This window comes from Streptomyces yatensis (assembly GCF_018069625.1).
Classification (GTDB): Bacteria; Actinomycetota; Actinomycetes; order Streptomycetales; family Streptomycetaceae; genus Streptomyces; species Streptomyces yatensis.
Genome location: NZ_CP072941.1, coordinates 7641174 through 7657840, shown reverse-complemented (window position 1 = coordinate 7657840; position 16667 = coordinate 7641174). Strand labels below are relative to the sequence as shown.

Here is a 16667-nt window from a genome sequence, read left to right as displayed (position 1 = left end):
AACCGAACGGAGCCGGTCCGATGGGCGAGCAGACCAGCGTGAAGTTCCCGCAGGAGGTCATCGACGAGTACGCGGCGCTCGGCGTGGACCTTCCCGCGCTGTTCTCCGCCGGGCACCTGGGCACCCGCATGGGCGTGCAGATCCTGGAAGCCTCCGCGGACCGCGTCGTGGCCACCATGCCCGTGGAGGGCAACACCCAGCCGTACGGACTGCTGCACGGCGGGGCCTCCGCCGTGCTGGCCGAAACCCTCGGTTCGGTCGGCTCGATGCTCCACGGCGGCAGCGGGCGGATCGCGGTCGGCGTCGACCTCAACTGCACCCACCACCGCGGGGTGCGCTCCGGCCTGGTCACCGGTGTCGCCACCCCCGTCCACCGGGGCCGCTCCACCGCCACCTACGAGATCGTCATCAGCGATGAGCAGGACCGGCGGGTGTGCACCGCCCGCCTCACCTGCCTGCTGCGCGAGGTCGACGAGGCCGGCCAGGCCAAGACGGTCGCCGAGGTCACCGAGGCCAAGGAGCGCGGCGAAGCGTGACGCCCGGCGGGCCGGACGCCCCCGGGGCGGCGTCCGGCGCCCCGGCCTCCGGCCCCGGCCGGAGACCAGGACCCCGCTTCCGGCCCCGGATGACTTCCGCACCCCGCTTCCGGCCCCGGGCGGTCCGGCCGTCGTCGTAACGCCGGTCCGGCCCTGGCCGTAACGGTCGGCCCGGCCCTCGCCGTAACGGCCGGTCCGGCCCTCGCCGTAACGGCCGGTCCGGCCCTCGCCGTTGTCCCCCCGGGAGGCCGGGTCTAGCGTGCCCCCCATGGGGGCAACGACCCGGGCGGGTTCCTGGCCCGCCACCGCCTGTGGCTGCGCTCTCGTACTCGCCGTGACACTGACCGGATGCGGCGGATCCGGTTCCGGCGGCTCCGACGGCTCTCGTGGCTCGGGTGACAACTCCCCGGCCGCGTCCGCCCCCGGCCCCAACAGCCCCGCGCCACAGGCAGCTTCGCCCGTGCGGCTGTGCGCCGATCTCATCTCCTACTGGGCCGAACAGGACCTTGCGGGCAGCCGCTGGGCCGGGCTCGACTGGGAGCAGAAGGGCCTCTCCAACCAGCAGTACGAGATCTACGACGACATCGTCCACGCCGCGCGCGCCGAGCGGCGGCGGCATGGCACCCCGGCCGCCAAAGCGCTGATCAAGCGCCTGGCCGAGCGCCGCTGCGCGGCCGCGAACGGCGCCACCCACAGCTCCGAGAACTGGCGCCCGCCCACCTGAGCCGCGCCCGTCCTACGCCCCCGCCACGGCACCGCACCAATGCCGACGGTCGTAACACTCCGTAACACTGACGCAATATAAGATCGCATTTTCGCCACTCACGGCGTCGCCGAACTCGATCTTTCCCGGCTCGTCCGCACACGACCGTTCGCGCACCGTTCGCCAGTCCCCCGCACTCCTTAGCGGAACTGCATCTTCTCAGGATCCGGACCTAATGATTGGATCAGATTCGCCCCATTCGTCCCTTACGTCCGCTACACGGACATCCCGGGGTGACGCGCGTCATAACAAGACAGTCACATCATCGTCTGGACCTCTGCCACCGGTCGCGCCCCGCGCTTAGAGTCACAGCCAGTCACGGCCCCGTGGGGTGTACGCCGCACCCGCACGGCCATTCCAGGTTCATCCGGCGAGGACACGGCACCCCATGAACCCGGGGTGCCGGGCCAGCGAAAGGATTCCTCGTGCGACACCGTTCCTTGCTCATCATCACGACCGCGATCACCGCGGGCGCCCTCACGCTCAGCGCCTGCGGGTCGCGCGACGACAAAAACGACAGTGGCGGCAAGGACAGCAAGACGACCGTGGTCATCGGTGTCGACGCCCCGCTCACCGGCTCGCTGTCCGCCCTCGGCCAGGGCATCAAGAACTCCGTCGACCTCGCGGCCAAGGTGGCCAACAAGAACAACGAGGTCGACGGGGTCACCTTCAAGGTCAAGTCCTTCGACGACCAGGCCGTGCCCTCCTCCGGCAAGGCGAACGCGACCTCGATGGTCGACGACGAGGAGATCCTCGGCGCGGTCGGGCCGCTGAACTCGGGCGTCGCCCAGTCCATGCAGGGCGTCTTCGACCGGGCCGACCTCGCCCAGGTCTCCCCCGCCAACACCAACCCGGCCCTCAGCCAGGGCGACGACTGGGCCTCGGGCAAGAAGTCGCGCCCGTTCAAAACCTACTTCCGCACCGCGACCACCGACATCATCCAGGGCCGCTTCGCCGCGCAGTACTACTACAAGGACGCGAAGAAGCGGAAGGTCTTCGTCATCGACGACAAGCAGGCCTACGGCAACGGCCTCGCCACCATCTTCGCCCAGGAGTTCCAGCGCCTCGGCGGCAAGGTCGTCGGCCGGGACCACCTGACCGTCAAGGAGACCGACTTCTCCGGCATCTCCAACAAGGTCAAGTCCTCCGGCGCCGACTCCGTCTACTTCGGCGGCCAGTACCCCGAGGGCGGACTGCTGTCCGACCAGGTCAAGCAGGCCGGCGCACAGGTCCCGGTCATGGGCGGCGACGGCATCTACGACCCCGCCTTCATCAAGGCGTCGGGCACCAACAACGACGGCGACCTCGCCACCTCCGTCGGCTACCCGGTCGAGCAGCTCGACTCCGCCAAGACCTTCGTGAAGAACTACGGGGACCAGCACTACAAGGACCCGTACGCGGCCTACGGCGGCTACTCCTACGACGCCGGCTGGGCCATCATCCAGGCCGTCAAGGCCGTCGTCGAGGACAACGACGGCAAGCTCCCGGACGACGCCCGCGCCAAGATCACCGAGGCGCTCGGCAAGGTCTCCTTCGACGGCGTCACCGGCAAGGTCTCCTTCGACCAGTACGGCGACACCACCAACAAGCAGCTCACCGTCTACAAGGTCACCAAGGGCGCCTGGAAGTCCGTGAAGAGCGAGACCTTCAAGGACTGACCCCCGGCAGCGATCCGCACACCCACGAAACGAATCCGCGCGAGGGCGTACACCATCGCCCTCGCGCGGCGTCATATCCGACACGCTCATCGGAGGCCCTGCGGTGCACGAACTGCCGCAAACGCTGGTCAACGGCCTGACCCTTGGCGCCCTCTACGGCTTGATCGCCATCGGGTACACCATGGTCTACGGCATCGTCCAGCTCATCAACTTCGCCCACGGCGAGATCTTCATGATCGGGGGCTTCGGGGCCCTCACCATCTACATCTGGCTGCCCAGCGGCACCGCGCTCTCCCTCGCCCTGCCCCTCATGCTGATCGGCGGCGTCATCGCCTCGGTCGCCATCGCCACCGCGGCGGAACGCTTCGCCTACCGGCCCCTGCGCGGCGGCCCCCGGCTCGCCCCCCTGATCACCGCGATCGGCCTGTCCATCGCACTGCAGCAGGCCGTCTGGGCCTTCTACCCCGACGCCAAGAAGCCCCGCAGCTTCCCGCAGTTCAAAGGCTCCTCGTTCGAGATCTTCAGCGATCTGCACATCCAGCGCGGCGACGCCTTCCTCCTCATAGCCGCCCCGGTGTGCATGCTCGCCCTCGGGCTGTTCGTCTCCAAGAGCCGCGCCGGCCGCGCCATGCAGGCCACCGCACAGGACCCCGACACCGCCAAGCTCATGGGCATCAACACCGACCGCATCATCGTGATGGCCTTCGCCATCGGCGGTGCGTTCGCCGCCGTCGCCGCCCTCTCCCACGGGCTCAAGTACGGCCAGATCAACTTCGAGATGGGCTTCATCGCCGGCCTCAAGGCATTCACCGCCGCCGTGCTCGGCGGCATCGGCAACATCTACGGCGCCATGCTCGGCGGCGTCGTCCTCGGCATCGTCGAGGCCCTGGCCATCAAGTACATCCAGGACATCCCCGGGATGGACCAACTCGGCGGCGGCGCCTGGAAGGACGTATGGGCCTTCACCCTGCTCATCGTCGTCCTGCTGGTCAGGCCACAGGGCCTGCTCGGCGAACGCGTCGCGGACCGGGCGTGAGGGAGTGAACCGATGACCACCGACAAGACCCAGCCCACCCCCGTGGACGAGACCGAATCCGGCACCACCGCACCGCGCACCACCCTGCTCCGCGCCCTCACCGCGGCCGGCGGCGCCGCCGCCGTCGTCTCCACCTTCCTCGCCTGGACCTGGACCGCCGAATTCCCCGGCGACCTGACCGTCTACGGCTACCCGGGCGGACTCCAGCTCCTCACCCTCGTCCTCGGCATCGCCACCGCCGTCTTCGCGCTGGCCGCCCTCGACCTGAAGGGCCTGCGCTGGCTCACCCCCAGCGGCTCCACCGGGGCCCTGCGGATGCTGGCCCTCGGCACCTTCGCCGTCACCTGGTTCACCGTCATCGCCATCGCCGTGGACCTGGACGGCCTGGTCAACCTCGAGCCCGGCGGCTGGATCGCCGCGGTGGTGACCGCCGCCCCCGTGGCCACCACCTTCCTGCTCCCGGACGACACCCGCCCCCTGTGCCGCCCCAAGCAGCTGCCGTCCTGGGCCGACATCCTGATCATCGCGGGCGTCTTCGCCCTCGGCCTCTACGTGGTCAACTACGGCATCCAGACCGACGCCGACCACCCCGAGCCGTTCATCGGCTACCTCATCGCCGTCGCGTTCGCCGCCGTCGCCCTCGTCAAGGCCGGGCTCGTCAGCCGGATCAGCGAGCTCACCAGCGCCTACCGCTCCACCACCCTGGTCGCCGCGCTGATCACCGCGATCGTCTTCCCCTTCTTCCAGGACAAGTCCAGCTTCACCGAACTCGGCGTCAACATCGCGATCTTCGCGACCGTCGCCCTCGGCCTGAACATCGTCGTCGGCCTCGCCGGCCTCCTCGACCTCGGATACGTCGCCTTCCTCGGCGTCGGCGCCTACACCGCCGCCCTGGTCTCCGGCTCCACCGCCTCGACCATCGACGTCAGGTTCCCCTTCTGGGCCGCCGTCATCACCGGCGGTGTGGTCTCGCTGATCTTCGGCGTGATCATCGGCGCCCCCACCCTGCGGCTGCGCGGCGACTACCTCGCCATCGTCACCCTCGGCTTCGGAGAGATCTTCCGTCTCGCCATGCTGAACCTCGACGGCACCTCAGGCCCCTCCGTCACCAACGGCCCCGACGGCATCCCCAACATCCCGCCGCTGGAGATCTTCGGGTTCAACTTCAACGACGACCACAACATCGCCGGGCTCAGCCTCGACTCCAACGGCAACTACTACCTGCTGATGCTGCTGGTCACCATCGTCGTCGTACTGATCTTCAGCCGCGCCGGCAACTCCCGCATCGGCCGCGCCTGGGTCGCCATCCGCGAGGACGAGACCGCCGCCACCGCCATGGGCATCAACGGATTCCGGGTCAAGCTGGTCGCCTTCGCACTCGGCGCCACCCTCGCCGGAGTCGCCGGCGCCGTCTGGGCCCACTTCCAGTCCACCGTCGTCCCCGAGCAGTACGTCTTCGCCGGCCCCGTCCCGCCCAACTCCACCTTCCTGGTCGCCGCCGTCATCCTCGGCGGCATGGGCACCATCGGCGGCCCCCTGCTCGGCGCCACCCTGCTCTACCTGATCCCCAAGAAGCTGGAATTCCTCCAGGACTACCAGCTCCTCGCCTTCGGTATCGCGCTCATCCTGCTGATGCGCTTCCGCCCCGAAGGGATCGTCCCCAACCGGCGGCAGCAGCTCGAATACCACGAGACCGGCCAGCTCGACGTCCCCGGCGCGACCGGACTCAAGGACGGTGCCGTCGGCGTCACCAAGGCGGAGGCATGACACAGATGACCACCACCACGACCTCCCCCGTGCTCACCGCCACCGGCGTCACCATGCGCTTCGGCGGACTCACGGCCGTACAATCCGTCGACCTCGACGTCCACCCCGGCGAGATCGTCGGCCTCATCGGCCCCAACGGCGCCGGCAAGACCACCTTCTTCAACTGCCTCACCGGCCTCTACATCCCCACCGAGGGCAGCGTCGCCTACCAGGGCACCGTCCTGCCGCCCAAGCCCCACCTCGTCACCCAGGCCGGCATCGCCCGCACCTTCCAGAACATCCGGCTCTTCGCCAACATGACGGTCCTCGAAAACGTCCTCGTCGGCCGCCACACCCGCACCAAGGAAGGCCTGTGGTCGGCCCTCCTGCGCGGCCCCGGCTTCAAACGCGCCGAAGCCGCCTCCAAGGCCCGCGCCATGGAACTCCTGGAATTCACCGGCCTCGCCGACAAGGCCGACCACCTCTCCCGCAACCTCCCCTACGGCGAACAGCGCAAGCTGGAGATCGCACGCGCCCTCGCCAGCGACCCCGGACTGCTGCTCCTCGACGAGCCCACCGCCGGAATGAACCCCCAGGAGACCCGCGCCACCGAGGAACTGGTCTTCGCCATCCGGGACCTGGGCACCGCCGTACTCGTCATCGAGCACGACATGCGCTTCATCTTCAACCTCTGCGACCGCGTCGCCGTGCTCGTCCAGGGCCAGAAGCTCGTCGAGGGCACCTCCGAGGTCGTCCAGAGCGACGAGCGCGTCATCGCCGCCTACCTCGGCACCCCCTTCGAAGGCGCACCCGGCGCCGAAGAGGCCGCCGAGGTCGAGGCGGCGGAAGCCGGAGCCTCGGAGGCCGGAGCCACCACCGGCGCCACGACCGGCGCCCCGCAGGACGAGACCCAGCGGGGCACCACAGCACGTACGGAGGACGGACAGTGACCGCACTGCTCGAGGTCGAGGACCTGCGCGTCGCCTACGGCAAGATCGAGGCCGTCAAGGGCATCTCGTTCAGCGTCGAGGCCGGCCAGGTCGTCACCCTCATCGGTACCAACGGCGCGGGCAAGACCACCACCCTGCGCACCCTGTCCGGCCTGCTCGAACCCCTCGGCGGAGAGATCCGCTTCGACGGCCAACCGCTGAAGGGCGTCCCCGCACACAAGATCGTCGCCCTGGGGCTGGCCCACTCACCCGAGGGCCGGCATATCTTCCCGCGGCTGTCGATCGCCGAGAACCTCCAGCTCGGAGCGTTCCTCCGGAAGGACGCGGACGGCATAGCCGCCGACATCCGCCACGCGTACGAGCTCTTCCCCATCCTCGGCGAACGCCGCGCCCAGGCCGCCGGCACCCTCTCCGGCGGTGAGCAGCAGATGCTCGCGATGGGGCGCGCGCTGATGTCCCGCCCCAAGCTGCTGATGCTCGACGAGCCCTCGATGGGCCTCTCGCCGATCATGATGCAGAAGATCATGCACACCATCGCCGAGCTCAAGTCCCAGGGCACGACGATCCTGCTGGTCGAACAGAACGCCCAGGCGGCCCTGTCGCTGGCCGACCAGGGCCATGTGATGGAGATCGGCAAGATCGTGCTGTCGGGAACGGGGGATGCGCTGCTGCACGACGAGTCGGTGCGCAAGGCGTACCTCGGCGAGGACTGAGGGCAGACGGAGAGCGGGAAGTGGGCCCGCACCGCCGCGTCGGCGGTGCGGGCCCACTTCCCTTCCGCTCGTCCCCTATTACTCCTTGGCCTTCTTCTCCGCCGCGTCCTCGATAACGGCCTCGGCCACCTGCTGCATCGACAGCCGGCGGTCCATCGAGGTCTTCTGGATCCAGCGGAAGGCGGCGGGCTCGGTCAGCCCGTACTGCGTCTGCAGAATGCTCTTGGCCCGGTCAACCAGCTTGCGCGTCTCCAGCCGCTGAGAGAGGTCGGCGACCTCCTGCTCCAGCGTCTTCAGCTCGGTGAAGCGGGAGACGGCCATCTCGATGGCCGGGACCACATCGCTCTTGCTGAACGGCTTCACCAGATACGCCATCGCCCCGGCGTCCCGGGCCCGCTCGACCAGCTCGCGCTGGGAGAAGGCGGTCAGCATCAGGACGGGCGCGATACGGTCGGCCGCGATCCGCTCGGCGGCGGAGATGCCGTCGAGAACCGGCATCTTCACATCGAGGATGACGAGGTCGGGGCGGTGCTCCTGGGCAAGCGCGACAGCCGTCTCACCATCGCCCGCCTCGCCGACGACGGAGTACCCCTCCTCCTCGAGCATCTCCTTCAGGTCGAGGCGGATGAGCGCCTCGTCCTCGGCGATGACGACGCGGGTTGTCAGCGGTGGGACGTGCGACTGCGCGTCGGGGGCGTCAGCGGTGCTCACTGTGCTCCTCGTTTTCCTGGCCGGTGGGCACCACGAGCCTACCTAGCTACGGTAAGGTGGACGCGCAGCGGGTCGTTGATGACCTTCGAACCGTTGGCCCCGGTAGCCCAATTTGGCAGCAGGCAATGGATTCAAAACCCATACAGTGTCGGTTCGAGTCCGACCCGGGGCACTTTTCCTTCGATTCCAAGGTCACAAGGGAATCTCACTTCTTCACCCGATGAAGTGAACAATACTTCGAGCGCTCACATGATGACCGCCCTATGAGCAGGCTCGCATGTGTGTACGACCTCGAAACGCGTAAACGCGCTCTTGCCTTGGTTCGCCAAGGGCGCAGCCTGAACTCCGTAAGCAAGCAGATCGGGATTTCCCGATTCGCGATTCGCGCATGGCAGCTTCGGCTGGAGCCCATCTCCCGCACGACGGATTGCCCCAGATGCGCGCCCCACCCACGGCCACCGGACGATACCGCCGCCTATTCCTATCTACTCGGGCTCTATCTCGGCGATGGCTGCGTCAGCCGCCTGCGAAAGGGCCTTTGGTTCCTGCGCATCGCATGTGCGGATGCCTGGCCGGGGCTCATCGACTCCTGCGCGGAGGCGATGCGCGCCGTTCGACCCGACAACAGCGTTTGCCGCGTCCAGCGGCAGGGGTGCGTCATGGTGACCGGCTACAGCAAGCACTGGCCGTGCCTGCTTCCTCAACATGGGCCGGGCAAAAAGCACGAACGGTCCATCACCCTGGAACTCTGGCAGCAGGAAATTGTCAGCGCCCACCCTTGGGACTTCGTCCGGGGGCTGGTGCACTCCGACGGCTGCCGTATCACCAACTGGACGGCGAAGGTCGTCGCCGGGGAGCGCAAGCGCTATGAGTACCCCCGGTACTTCTTCACCAACCGCTCCGACGACATCCGAAAGCTCTTCACCGACACGCTCGACCAGCTCGGGATCGCATGGCGGCAGACCAACGCATGGAACATCTCCGTCGCCCGCCGTGCCTCCGTCGCCCTCATGGACGAACACGTCGGGCCGAAGTACTGAGTCCAGCACTTCGGCCCCGGGGGGAGCGAGGTTCGGCTACCGCAGGTCGTCCGCGCCGATGTGGTGGACGCGCACGAGGTTGGTGGAGCCGGAGACGCCGGGCGGGGAGCCGGCGGTGATGATGACGAGGTCGCCCTTGCGGCAGCGGCCGAGGCGGAGCAGTTCCTCGTCGACCTGGGCCACCATCTCGTCCGTGGAGTTGACCATCGGGCCGAGGAAGGTTTCGACGCCCCAGGTCAGGTTGAGCTGGGAGCGGGTGCCCGGTTCGGGGGTGAAGGCCAGGAGGGGGATCGGGGAGCGGTAGCGGGAGAGGCGGCGGACGGTGTCGCCGGACTGGGTGAAGGCGACGAGGAACTTCGCGCCGAGGAAGTCGCCCATCTCGGCTGCCGCGCGGGCCACCGCGCCGCCCTGGGTGCGGGGCTTGTTGCGCTCGGTGAGCGGGGGGAGGCCTTTGGCGAGGATGTCCTCCTCGGCGGCCTCGACGATGCGGCCCATGGTCTTGACCGTGACGATCGGGTATTTGCCGACGCTGGTCTCGCCGGAGAGCATCACCGCGTCCGTGCCGTCGATGATGGCGTTGGCGACGTCGGACGCCTCCGCGCGGGTGGGACGGGAGTTCTCGATCATCGAGTCGAGCATCTGGGTCGCGACGATCACCGGCTTGGCGTTCCGCTTGGCCAGCTTGATCGCGCGCTTTTGGACCATCGGCACCTGCTCGAGCGGCATCTCCACGCCGAGGTCGCCGCGGGCGACCATGATGCCGTCGAAGGCGTCGACGATGCCTTCGAGGTTCTCGACCGCCTGCGGCTTCTCGATCTTGGCGATGACGGGGAGCCGGCGGTCCTCCTCGTCCATCACCCGGTGGACGTCCACGACGTCTTTGCCGTTGCGGACGAAGGAGAGGGCGATGACGTCGGCGCCGGTGCGCAGTGCCCAGCGCAGGTCTTCGATGTCCTTCTTGGACAGCGCGGGGACGGAGACGGCCACGCCGGGGAGGTTGAGCCCCTTGTGGTCGGAGATCATGCCGCCCTCGATGCAGATGGTGTGCACCCGGGGTCCGTCGATGTCGACGACCTCGAGGGTGACCCGGCCGTCGTCGACGAGGATCCGCTCGCCCTTGCTGACGTCGCCGGCCAGCCCCTCGTAGGTGGTGCCGCAGCGGAACCGGTCGCCCTCGATGGGTTCGACGGTGATCGTGAACTCGTCTCCGCGTTCAAGGAGTACGGGTCCTTCACGGAAGCGGCCGAGCCGAATCTTCGGACCTTGAAGGTCGGCGAGGATGCCGACGCTGCGACCGGTTTCGAGCGAGGCTTTGCGCACTCGCCGATAACGCTCCTCGTGCTCGGCATAGGTGCCGTGGCTGAGGTTGAAGCGGGCCACATCCATTCCGGCTTCGATGAGTGCCTTGATCTGCTCGTACGAGTCGGTGGCGGGTCCCAAAGTACAGACGATTTTTGCTCGGCGCATGATGTCGAGCCTATGACTTACCGGCGAGTAAAGAGCCCGGAACTTCACACTCCTCCATGGCCTTTGGATGGCGGGCTCTTGACAACTAATGAAACGTGCAGCGGGGTGCTCCGATGAGCGTCTCGGAGGATGGTTTCAAGAGTCGGAAGAAGGGCCCTCAGAGCTCGGGAGGGGTGATCGTGAAGCGCGCGTTGACATGGGCGTACACCGTCTGGCGCTGCGGTTCGAGGTCGAGCGGGGCGGCGGCGTCCCGGTCGGCGGGGCCGCCGAAGGCGGACCGGCCGCGCGTGGCGGCGGCCACGGGCTGGAAGGGGCCCTGCTCGGCCTCGAGGTCGGCGAGCTCGGTGAGCGCGACCAGCCGGGAGCCGAGCGCTCCGGCGTACTCGCGGGCCCGCTGCACGGCCTCCCGCACCGCCTGCTGCCGGGCCCGGCCGTAGGCGGGCGAGTCGGGGCGCAGTCCCCACCAGGGGCCGTCGACGCGGGTGAGCTCGAGGTCGGCGAGGCGGGTGGTGAGCTCGCCGAGGGCGGTGAAGTCGGTGAGGGTCGCGGTGAGGTGCACCCGGCCGTGGTAGGCCCGTACGCGCTCATGGCGGCTCTTGGGGTTGATCTCGGGGGTGACGGAGAAGGCGCCGGTCTCCAGCTTCTCGACGGCTTCGCCGTAGGGCTTCACGAGTGCGAGGACCTGGTTGTTGCGGCGGGTGAGGTCGTCGAGCGCGGTGCGCCGGTCGGCGCCGCGGGCGCTGACGGTGATGGTGAGCCGGGCGATCTCGGGGTCGACCTCCAGCGTCGCCTCGCCGCGGACGGCGACGTGCGGGGTGTCGGGGGTGCCGTAGGGCACGGGGGCGGCGGGTACGGAGGCGGCGGGCGCGGGCGCGGGGGCGGCGGACTGCGGCGGCTGGGTGGGGTGGGCCGGCTGGTCCATGGCGGCTCCTGGTCGGGGGTGCGCGGGGTGGTGTCCGGAGCGTACGACGCCCGGGCCCTCGGCGGGGTGGGACGACCCGGCCGGGATGTTCCGGCCTGACCGCCCCTCAGGAGGCGCCGGGGGCAACCTGATCGCAATCTGCCGGGGGTGGTGCGGAGTGGTGCGGCTGGGCCAGAATCTACGCGCGTTGTGCTCATTTCGCAGGTATCTCAGAGGAGATCAGCCATGCCGCTCAACCGTCGGAAGTTCCTGGGCCGCACCGCGGCGACCAGTGCGGGGGCCGCCCTCGCCTCGGCCGCGGCCGCCGTCCCGGCCGAGGCGCGGGGTCACGGGCGCCCCCGGCGGCGGTACGCCTTCACCGTGATGGGCACGACCGATCTGCACGGCAACGTCTTCAACTGGGACTACTTCACCGACGCCGAGTTCGACGACACGGCGCACAACGATGTGGGCCTGGCGAAGATCTCCACGCTGGTCGATCATGTCCGTAAGGAGAAGGGGCGCCGCAATACGCTGCTGATCGACGCGGGCGACACCATCCAGGGCACCCAGCTGTCGTACTACTACGCCAGGGTGGACCCGATCACCGGGGAAGGCGGCCCGGTGCATCCCATGGCGCAGGCGATGAACGCGATCGGCTATGACGCGGCGGCGCTGGGCAACCATGAGTTCAACTACGGCATCCCGGTGCTGCGGAAGTTCGAGGAGCAGTGCGACTTTCCGCTGCTGGGGGCGAACGCGCTGGACGCGAAGACGCTGCGGCCCGCCTTCGCGCCGTACTGGATGACGCGGCTGCGCACCCCGTGCGGGCGGGATGTGAAGGTGGCGGTGCTGGGGCTGACCAATCCGGGCATCGCGATCTGGGACAAGGTCAATGTGCAGGGGAAGATGACCTTCCCGGGGCTGGAGGAGCAGGCGGCGAAGTGGGTGCCGCGGCTGCGGTCGATGGGCGCGGACGTGGTGATCGTCTCGGCGCATTCGGGGACCAGCGGCACCTCCAGCTACGGCGACCAGGTGCCGTATGTGGAGAACGCGGCGGCGCTGGTGGCCGAGAAGGTGGCGGGGATCGACGCGATCCTGGTGGGCCACGCGCATGTGGAGATCCCGGAGTCACGGGTGGTCAACAAGGAGACCGGGCGCGAGGTCGTGCTGTCGGAGCCGCTCAAGTGGGGTCAGCGGCTGACCCTCTTCGACTTCGAGCTGGAGTGGGAGCGGGGGCGCTGGCAGGTGGCGTCGGTGTCGGCGAAGGTGCTGAACTCCAACGCGGCCGAGGAGGACCCGCGGATCGTGGGGCTGCTCGGGGATGAGCACAAGAAGGTCGTCGGCTATGTGAATCAGACCATCGGCACCTGCTCGGCGGCGATGACGGCGACCGAGGCGCCGTACAAGGATGTGCCGATCATCGACTTCATCAACCATGTGCAGTCGGAGACGGTGAAGGCGGCGCTGGCGGGGACGGAGTACGCGGCGCTGCCGGTGCTCTCGCAGGCGTCGTGCTTCTCCCGTACGGCGGCGATTCCGGCCGGGGACGTCACGATCCGGCAGGTGGCGGGGTTGTATCCGTTCGAGAACACGCTGGAGGCGCGGGTGCTGACGGGCGCCCAGCTCAAGGAGTATCTGGAGTTCTCGGCGCGGTATTACGTACAGACTCCGGCGGGCGGCGATGTGGACCCGTCGAAGCTGACGAACGCCGGCAACACGCCCGACTACAACTACGACGCGGTCGGCGGCCTGACGTACGAGATCGATATCGCGAAGGCGCCGGGCTCGCGGATCGCGAAGCTGAGCTTCGAGGGCAAGCCGATCGATGAGAAGGCGCAGTTCGTGCTGGCGGTGAACAACTACCGGGCGAGCGGGGGCGGCAACTTCCCGCATGTGGCCTCCGCGAAGCAGGTGTGGGCCAACTCGGAGGAGATCCGGAACACGATCATCGCCTGGGTGCAGGCGGAGAAGTCGATCGAGGTGTCGCGGTTCGCGTCGGTGGACTGGAAGCTGACCCGGGACGGCGTTCCGGTGTTCTAGTGCGCTTCGTGCGGGACGAGGCGTGTCCCCTGCGCGGTCAGGTGCGCGTGGGGGCGAGGGGGGCGCGCTGGTCGGGGAGGTGCGGGCCGCCGATGACGGTGCCGCACCGCCCCGACGGCTGGAGGCCGAAGGCGGTGAACGCGGTGCGGGACGGCAGCCGATAGGCGGGTTCCGCGAGCAGCGAGTTGAGGATGACGGCGGAGCGCCAGGCGGCGAGGCCGAGGTCGGGGGTGCCGACGCCATGGGTGTGGCGCTCGGCGTTCTGGACGTAGACCGAGCCCTTGATCATGGGGTCGAGGACGAGGCGGTGGTCGGCGTCGACGCGGGGGCGCTCGGAGGCGTCCCGGCGGACGTAGGGGTCGAGGGCGGCGAGCAGGGTGTCGACGCGGCGCTCGCGGTAGCCGGTGGCGAGGACGACGGCCTCGGTGGTGTGGCGGGCGCGGGTGCCCTGCTCGGTGTGTTCCAGGTGGAGTTCGAGGCGGGCGGCGGCGATACGGCCGGCGGTGCGGACGGTGACGCCGGGGGTGAGGACGACGCCGGGCCAGCCGTCGGCGTGCAGGGCGCGGCGGTAGAGCTCGTGGTGGATGGCGTCGAGGGTCTCGTGGGCGATGCCCTTGTAGAGCTGCCACTGGCGGGGCAGCAGCTGGTCGCGGACGGGTTCGGGGAGGGTGTGGAAGTAGCGGGTGTAGTCGGGGCTGAACTGCTCCAGGCCGAGTTTGCTGTATTCCATGGGCGCGAAGGCGGGGGTGCGGGCCATCCAGTGGAGCCCTTCGGCGCCCAGCGGCCGGTTGCGCAGCAGGTCGAGGAAGACTTCGGCGCCGGACTGGCCGGAGCCGACGACGGTGACGTGGCCGGTGGCCAGGAGCCGCTCGCGGTGTTCGAGGTAGTCGCAGGAGTGGAGGACGGGGACGTTGGGGGCGTCGGCGAGGGGGCGCAGGGGTTCGGGGACGTACGGTTCGGTGCCGACGCCGAGGACGATGTTGCGGGCGTAGGCGCGGCCGAGGGCCCTGCCGTCCTCGTCGGTCCCGGTGGGGTGGGGCGCGTGGGCGTCGTCGGCCGGGCCGCCGAGCCGGGTGAAGTCGATTTCGAAGAGCTCGTATTCGTGGTCCCAGCGGACGGCGTCGACGCGGTGGTCGAAGTGGAGTCCGGGGAGCTGTTCGCTGACCCAGCGGCAGTAGGCGTCGTATTCGGCGCGCTCGATGTGGAAGCGCTCGGCGACGTAGAAGGGGAAGAGCCGCTCATGGGCCGTGAGGTACTGGAGGAAGGTCCAGGGGCTGCCGGGGTCGGCGAGGGTGACCAGGTCGGCGAGGAAGGGGACTTGGATGGTGGCGCCGTCGATGAGCAGGCCGGGGTGCCAGTGGAAGGCGGGCCGCTGTTCGTAGAAGGCGGTGCGCAGGGCGGGGACGCCGTGGGCGAGGGCGGCGAGGGAGAGGTTGAACGGGCCGATGCCGATACCGGCCAGGTCCAGGGGCCGGTCGACGCCGGGGGCGGATCCGGCGGCGGGGGCGGGATCGGCGGCGGGGGTGGGGGGTTGTTCGGTGCTCATGGGGTGGTGTGGCCTTCCACGAGTTCGAGCAGCCCGCGCAGATCGTCGGGCTGGGTGTGCGGGTTGAGAACGGTGGCCTTGAGCCATAGCCCCTCGGGGGTGGCGGCGCGGCCGAGGACGGCCGTGCCGTGGTGGAGGAGGCGGCGGCGCAGCGCGGCGACGGCGGCGGGTGGTGCCCCGGTGGGGCGGAAGAGGACGGTGCTGATGGTGGGGCGGGCGTAGAGCTCGAGTCCGGGGCGGGTCTCGATGAGGTCGGCGAGGTGCTGGGCGGCGGCGCAGACGTGGTCGACGAGGTCGCCGAGGCCGCGCCGGCCGAGTGCCCGCAGGGTGACGGCGATCTTGAAGATGTCGGGGCGGCGGGTGGTGCGGAAGGAGCGGCCGAGCAGGTCGGGCATTCCCGCTTCGGTGTCGTCGTCGGCGTTGAGGTACTCGGCGTGGTGGGCCAGCGGGGCGAGGGCGGCGCTGTCGGGGACGGCGAGGAGGCCGGCGGCGACCGGCTGCCAGCCGAGTTTGTGCAGGTCGAGGGCGACGGTGGGGGCGCGGTCGAGTCCGTGGAGCCGTTTGTGGAGGGTGTCGCTGAAGAGGAGGGGTGCGCCGTAGGCGGCGTCGATGTGGAGGGTGGCGGCGTGGTGGTCGCAGACGTCGGCGATGTCGGGGAGCGGGTCGATGGCTCCGGTGTCGGTGGTGCCGGCGGTGGCGACGACGAGGGTGGGGGCGTCGGCGTCGGGCAGCCGGTCCAGGGCGGTGTGGAGGGCGGCCGGGTCGAGGACGCCGGTGGGGGTGGGGAGGGTGTGGGGTGCGGGCAGCCCGAGGAACCAGGCGGCGCGGTGGATGCTGTGGTGGGCGTTGCCGCCGCAGATGATCCGCAGGGGGCTGCCGATGCCGCCCGCGGCTTCGCGGGCGAGGAGCAGTGCGAGCTGGTTGGACTCGGTGCCGCCGGTGGTGACGAGCGCGTCGGGGGCGGGGCCGTCGGGGTGGACGAGCTCGGCCAGGGCGCGGCAGGTCAGCGCCTCCAGTGCGCAGGCGGCGGGGGCCTGGTCCCAGGAGTCGAGGGAGGGGTTGAGCGCGGATACCGCGAGGTCCGCGGCGGTGGCCACGGCGAGCGGCGGGCAGTGCAGATGGGCGGTGCAGCGCGGGTCCGCGGGGTCGGCCGCGCCGTGGGTGAGGGCGCGGACGAGGGTGCGCAGCGCGTGGTGGGGCCCCTCCCCTTCGTCGGGGATGAGCGGCCGGGCCGCACCGCGTATCCGCCGGTCCACCGCGGCCGGTCCCCCGGCCGGGAGTGGCCCGCCGCGGTCGGCGGCGCCGTGGGCGAGGGCGTCGAGGACGGTGTCGACCATCGGGCGGAGCACGCCCGGTCCGCCTTGGCCCCCGGCGAGGAGGCGGGCGGTTCCGGATGCGGGCACGGGCATGGGTGTGCCCCTAGGGGGTGTCTGGGAGTCGGGCAGGTGGAAGCGGTCGGGCGGCGGTCAGGGTTGCCCAAACTACTTCGCGTACCCGTGGTCCGGTCCGGGGTCGGCGGGAAGTGCACCCGTACGTGGTACGGCCCGGTCACACGGA

At 69.7% G+C, this 16667-nt stretch carries 14 protein-coding genes and 1 tRNA gene; 10 read left to right on the top strand and 5 right to left on the bottom strand.

The window, feature by feature from the left end:
* Window positions 1-20 precede the first annotated feature (20 nt).
* The 7 genes from J8403_RS31930 to J8403_RS31900 all read left to right on the top strand — a co-directional run bounded on the left by J8403_RS31930 (window position 21) and on the right by J8403_RS31900 (window position 7402).
* Complete coding sequence (locus J8403_RS31930) at window positions 21-536, top strand: hotdog fold thioesterase (RefSeq protein WP_119986987.1); 516 nt, start codon at window positions 21-23, stop codon at window positions 534-536.
* Window positions 537-804: 268 nt separating this feature from the next.
* Window positions 805-1260: a hypothetical protein gene (locus tag J8403_RS31925; RefSeq protein WP_211126194.1), complete on the top strand. Its 456-nt coding sequence runs from the start codon at window positions 805-807 to the stop codon at window positions 1258-1260.
* Between the two features lie 464 nt (window positions 1261-1724).
* Complete coding sequence (locus J8403_RS31920) at window positions 1725-2957, top strand: branched-chain amino acid ABC transporter substrate-binding protein (protein WP_211126193.1); 1233 nt, start codon at window positions 1725-1727, stop codon at window positions 2955-2957.
* 103 nt (window positions 2958-3060) lie between these two features.
* Window positions 3061-3993 carry a branched-chain amino acid ABC transporter permease gene (locus J8403_RS31915; protein ID WP_211126192.1) on the top strand — a complete coding sequence of 311 codons (933 nt, stop codon included), beginning with the start codon at window positions 3061-3063 and terminating at the stop codon, window positions 3991-3993.
* A gap of 12 nt (window positions 3994-4005) precedes the next feature.
* The gene (locus tag J8403_RS31910; RefSeq protein WP_211126191.1) at window positions 4006-5760 is read left to right on the top strand and encodes a branched-chain amino acid ABC transporter permease; all 1755 of its coding nucleotides are present in this window, start codon (window positions 4006-4008) and stop codon (window positions 5758-5760) included.
* Complete coding sequence (locus J8403_RS31905) at window positions 5757-6689, top strand: ABC transporter ATP-binding protein (protein WP_211126190.1); 933 nt, start codon at window positions 5757-5759, stop codon at window positions 6687-6689. The genes J8403_RS31910 and J8403_RS31905 overlap by 4 nt, the downstream gene beginning before the upstream one ends.
* The gene (locus tag J8403_RS31900) at window positions 6686-7402 is read left to right on the top strand and encodes an ABC transporter ATP-binding protein (protein WP_093460985.1); all 717 of its coding nucleotides are present in this window, start codon (window positions 6686-6688) and stop codon (window positions 7400-7402) included. The genes J8403_RS31905 and J8403_RS31900 overlap by 4 nt, the downstream gene beginning before the upstream one ends.
* A gap of 78 nt (window positions 7403-7480) precedes the next feature.
* On the opposite strand, the gene J8403_RS31895 is transcribed toward J8403_RS31900, so the two are convergent.
* Window positions 7481-8113: an ANTAR domain-containing response regulator gene (locus J8403_RS31895; RefSeq protein WP_014059928.1), complete on the bottom strand. Its 633-nt coding sequence runs from the start codon at window positions 8111-8113 to the stop codon at window positions 7481-7483.
* Window positions 8114-8209: 96 nt separating this feature from the next.
* Here J8403_RS31895 and J8403_RS31890 point away from each other — a divergent pair.
* A tRNA-Leu gene (locus J8403_RS31890) sits at window positions 8210-8285 on the top strand.
* A gap of 109 nt (window positions 8286-8394) precedes the next feature.
* Entirely contained in the window at window positions 8395-9153 is a 759-nt protein-coding gene (locus tag J8403_RS31885) for a transcriptional regulator (protein ID WP_211126189.1), read from the top strand.
* Window positions 9154-9189: 36 nt separating this feature from the next.
* Here the strand turns inward: J8403_RS31885 and pyk are convergent, their stop codons facing one another.
* Both pyk and J8403_RS31875 read right to left on the bottom strand, forming a co-directional pair.
* Window positions 9190-10620 (bottom strand): pyruvate kinase, encoded by a 1431-nt coding sequence (gene pyk, locus J8403_RS31880; protein ID WP_211126188.1) that lies wholly within the window; start codon window positions 10618-10620, stop codon window positions 9190-9192.
* A 157-nt stretch (window positions 10621-10777) separates the two neighbouring features.
* Window positions 10778-11542, bottom strand: a complete 765-nt coding sequence (locus J8403_RS31875; protein WP_246586082.1) for an SIMPL domain-containing protein — start codon at window positions 11540-11542, stop codon at window positions 10778-10780.
* 225 nt (window positions 11543-11767) lie between these two features.
* Between J8403_RS31875 and J8403_RS31870 the strand changes: the two genes are divergently transcribed.
* On the top strand, window positions 11768-13564 hold the full coding sequence (locus tag J8403_RS31870) for a bifunctional metallophosphatase/5'-nucleotidase (protein ID WP_211126187.1): 1797 nt from the start codon (window positions 11768-11770) through the stop codon (window positions 13562-13564).
* 37 nt (window positions 13565-13601) lie between these two features.
* On the opposite strand, the gene J8403_RS31865 is transcribed toward J8403_RS31870, so the two are convergent.
* On the bottom strand, window positions 13602-15110 hold the full coding sequence (locus J8403_RS31865) for a lysine N(6)-hydroxylase/L-ornithine N(5)-oxygenase family protein (protein WP_211126186.1): 1509 nt from the start codon (window positions 15108-15110) through the stop codon (window positions 13602-13604).
* Window positions 15107-16519, bottom strand: a complete 1413-nt coding sequence (locus J8403_RS31860; protein ID WP_211126185.1) for a pyridoxal phosphate-dependent decarboxylase family protein — start codon at window positions 16517-16519, stop codon at window positions 15107-15109. Before J8403_RS31860 ends, J8403_RS31865 begins: the two co-directional genes overlap by 4 nt.
* Between the last annotated feature and the right edge of the window lie 148 nt (window positions 16520-16667).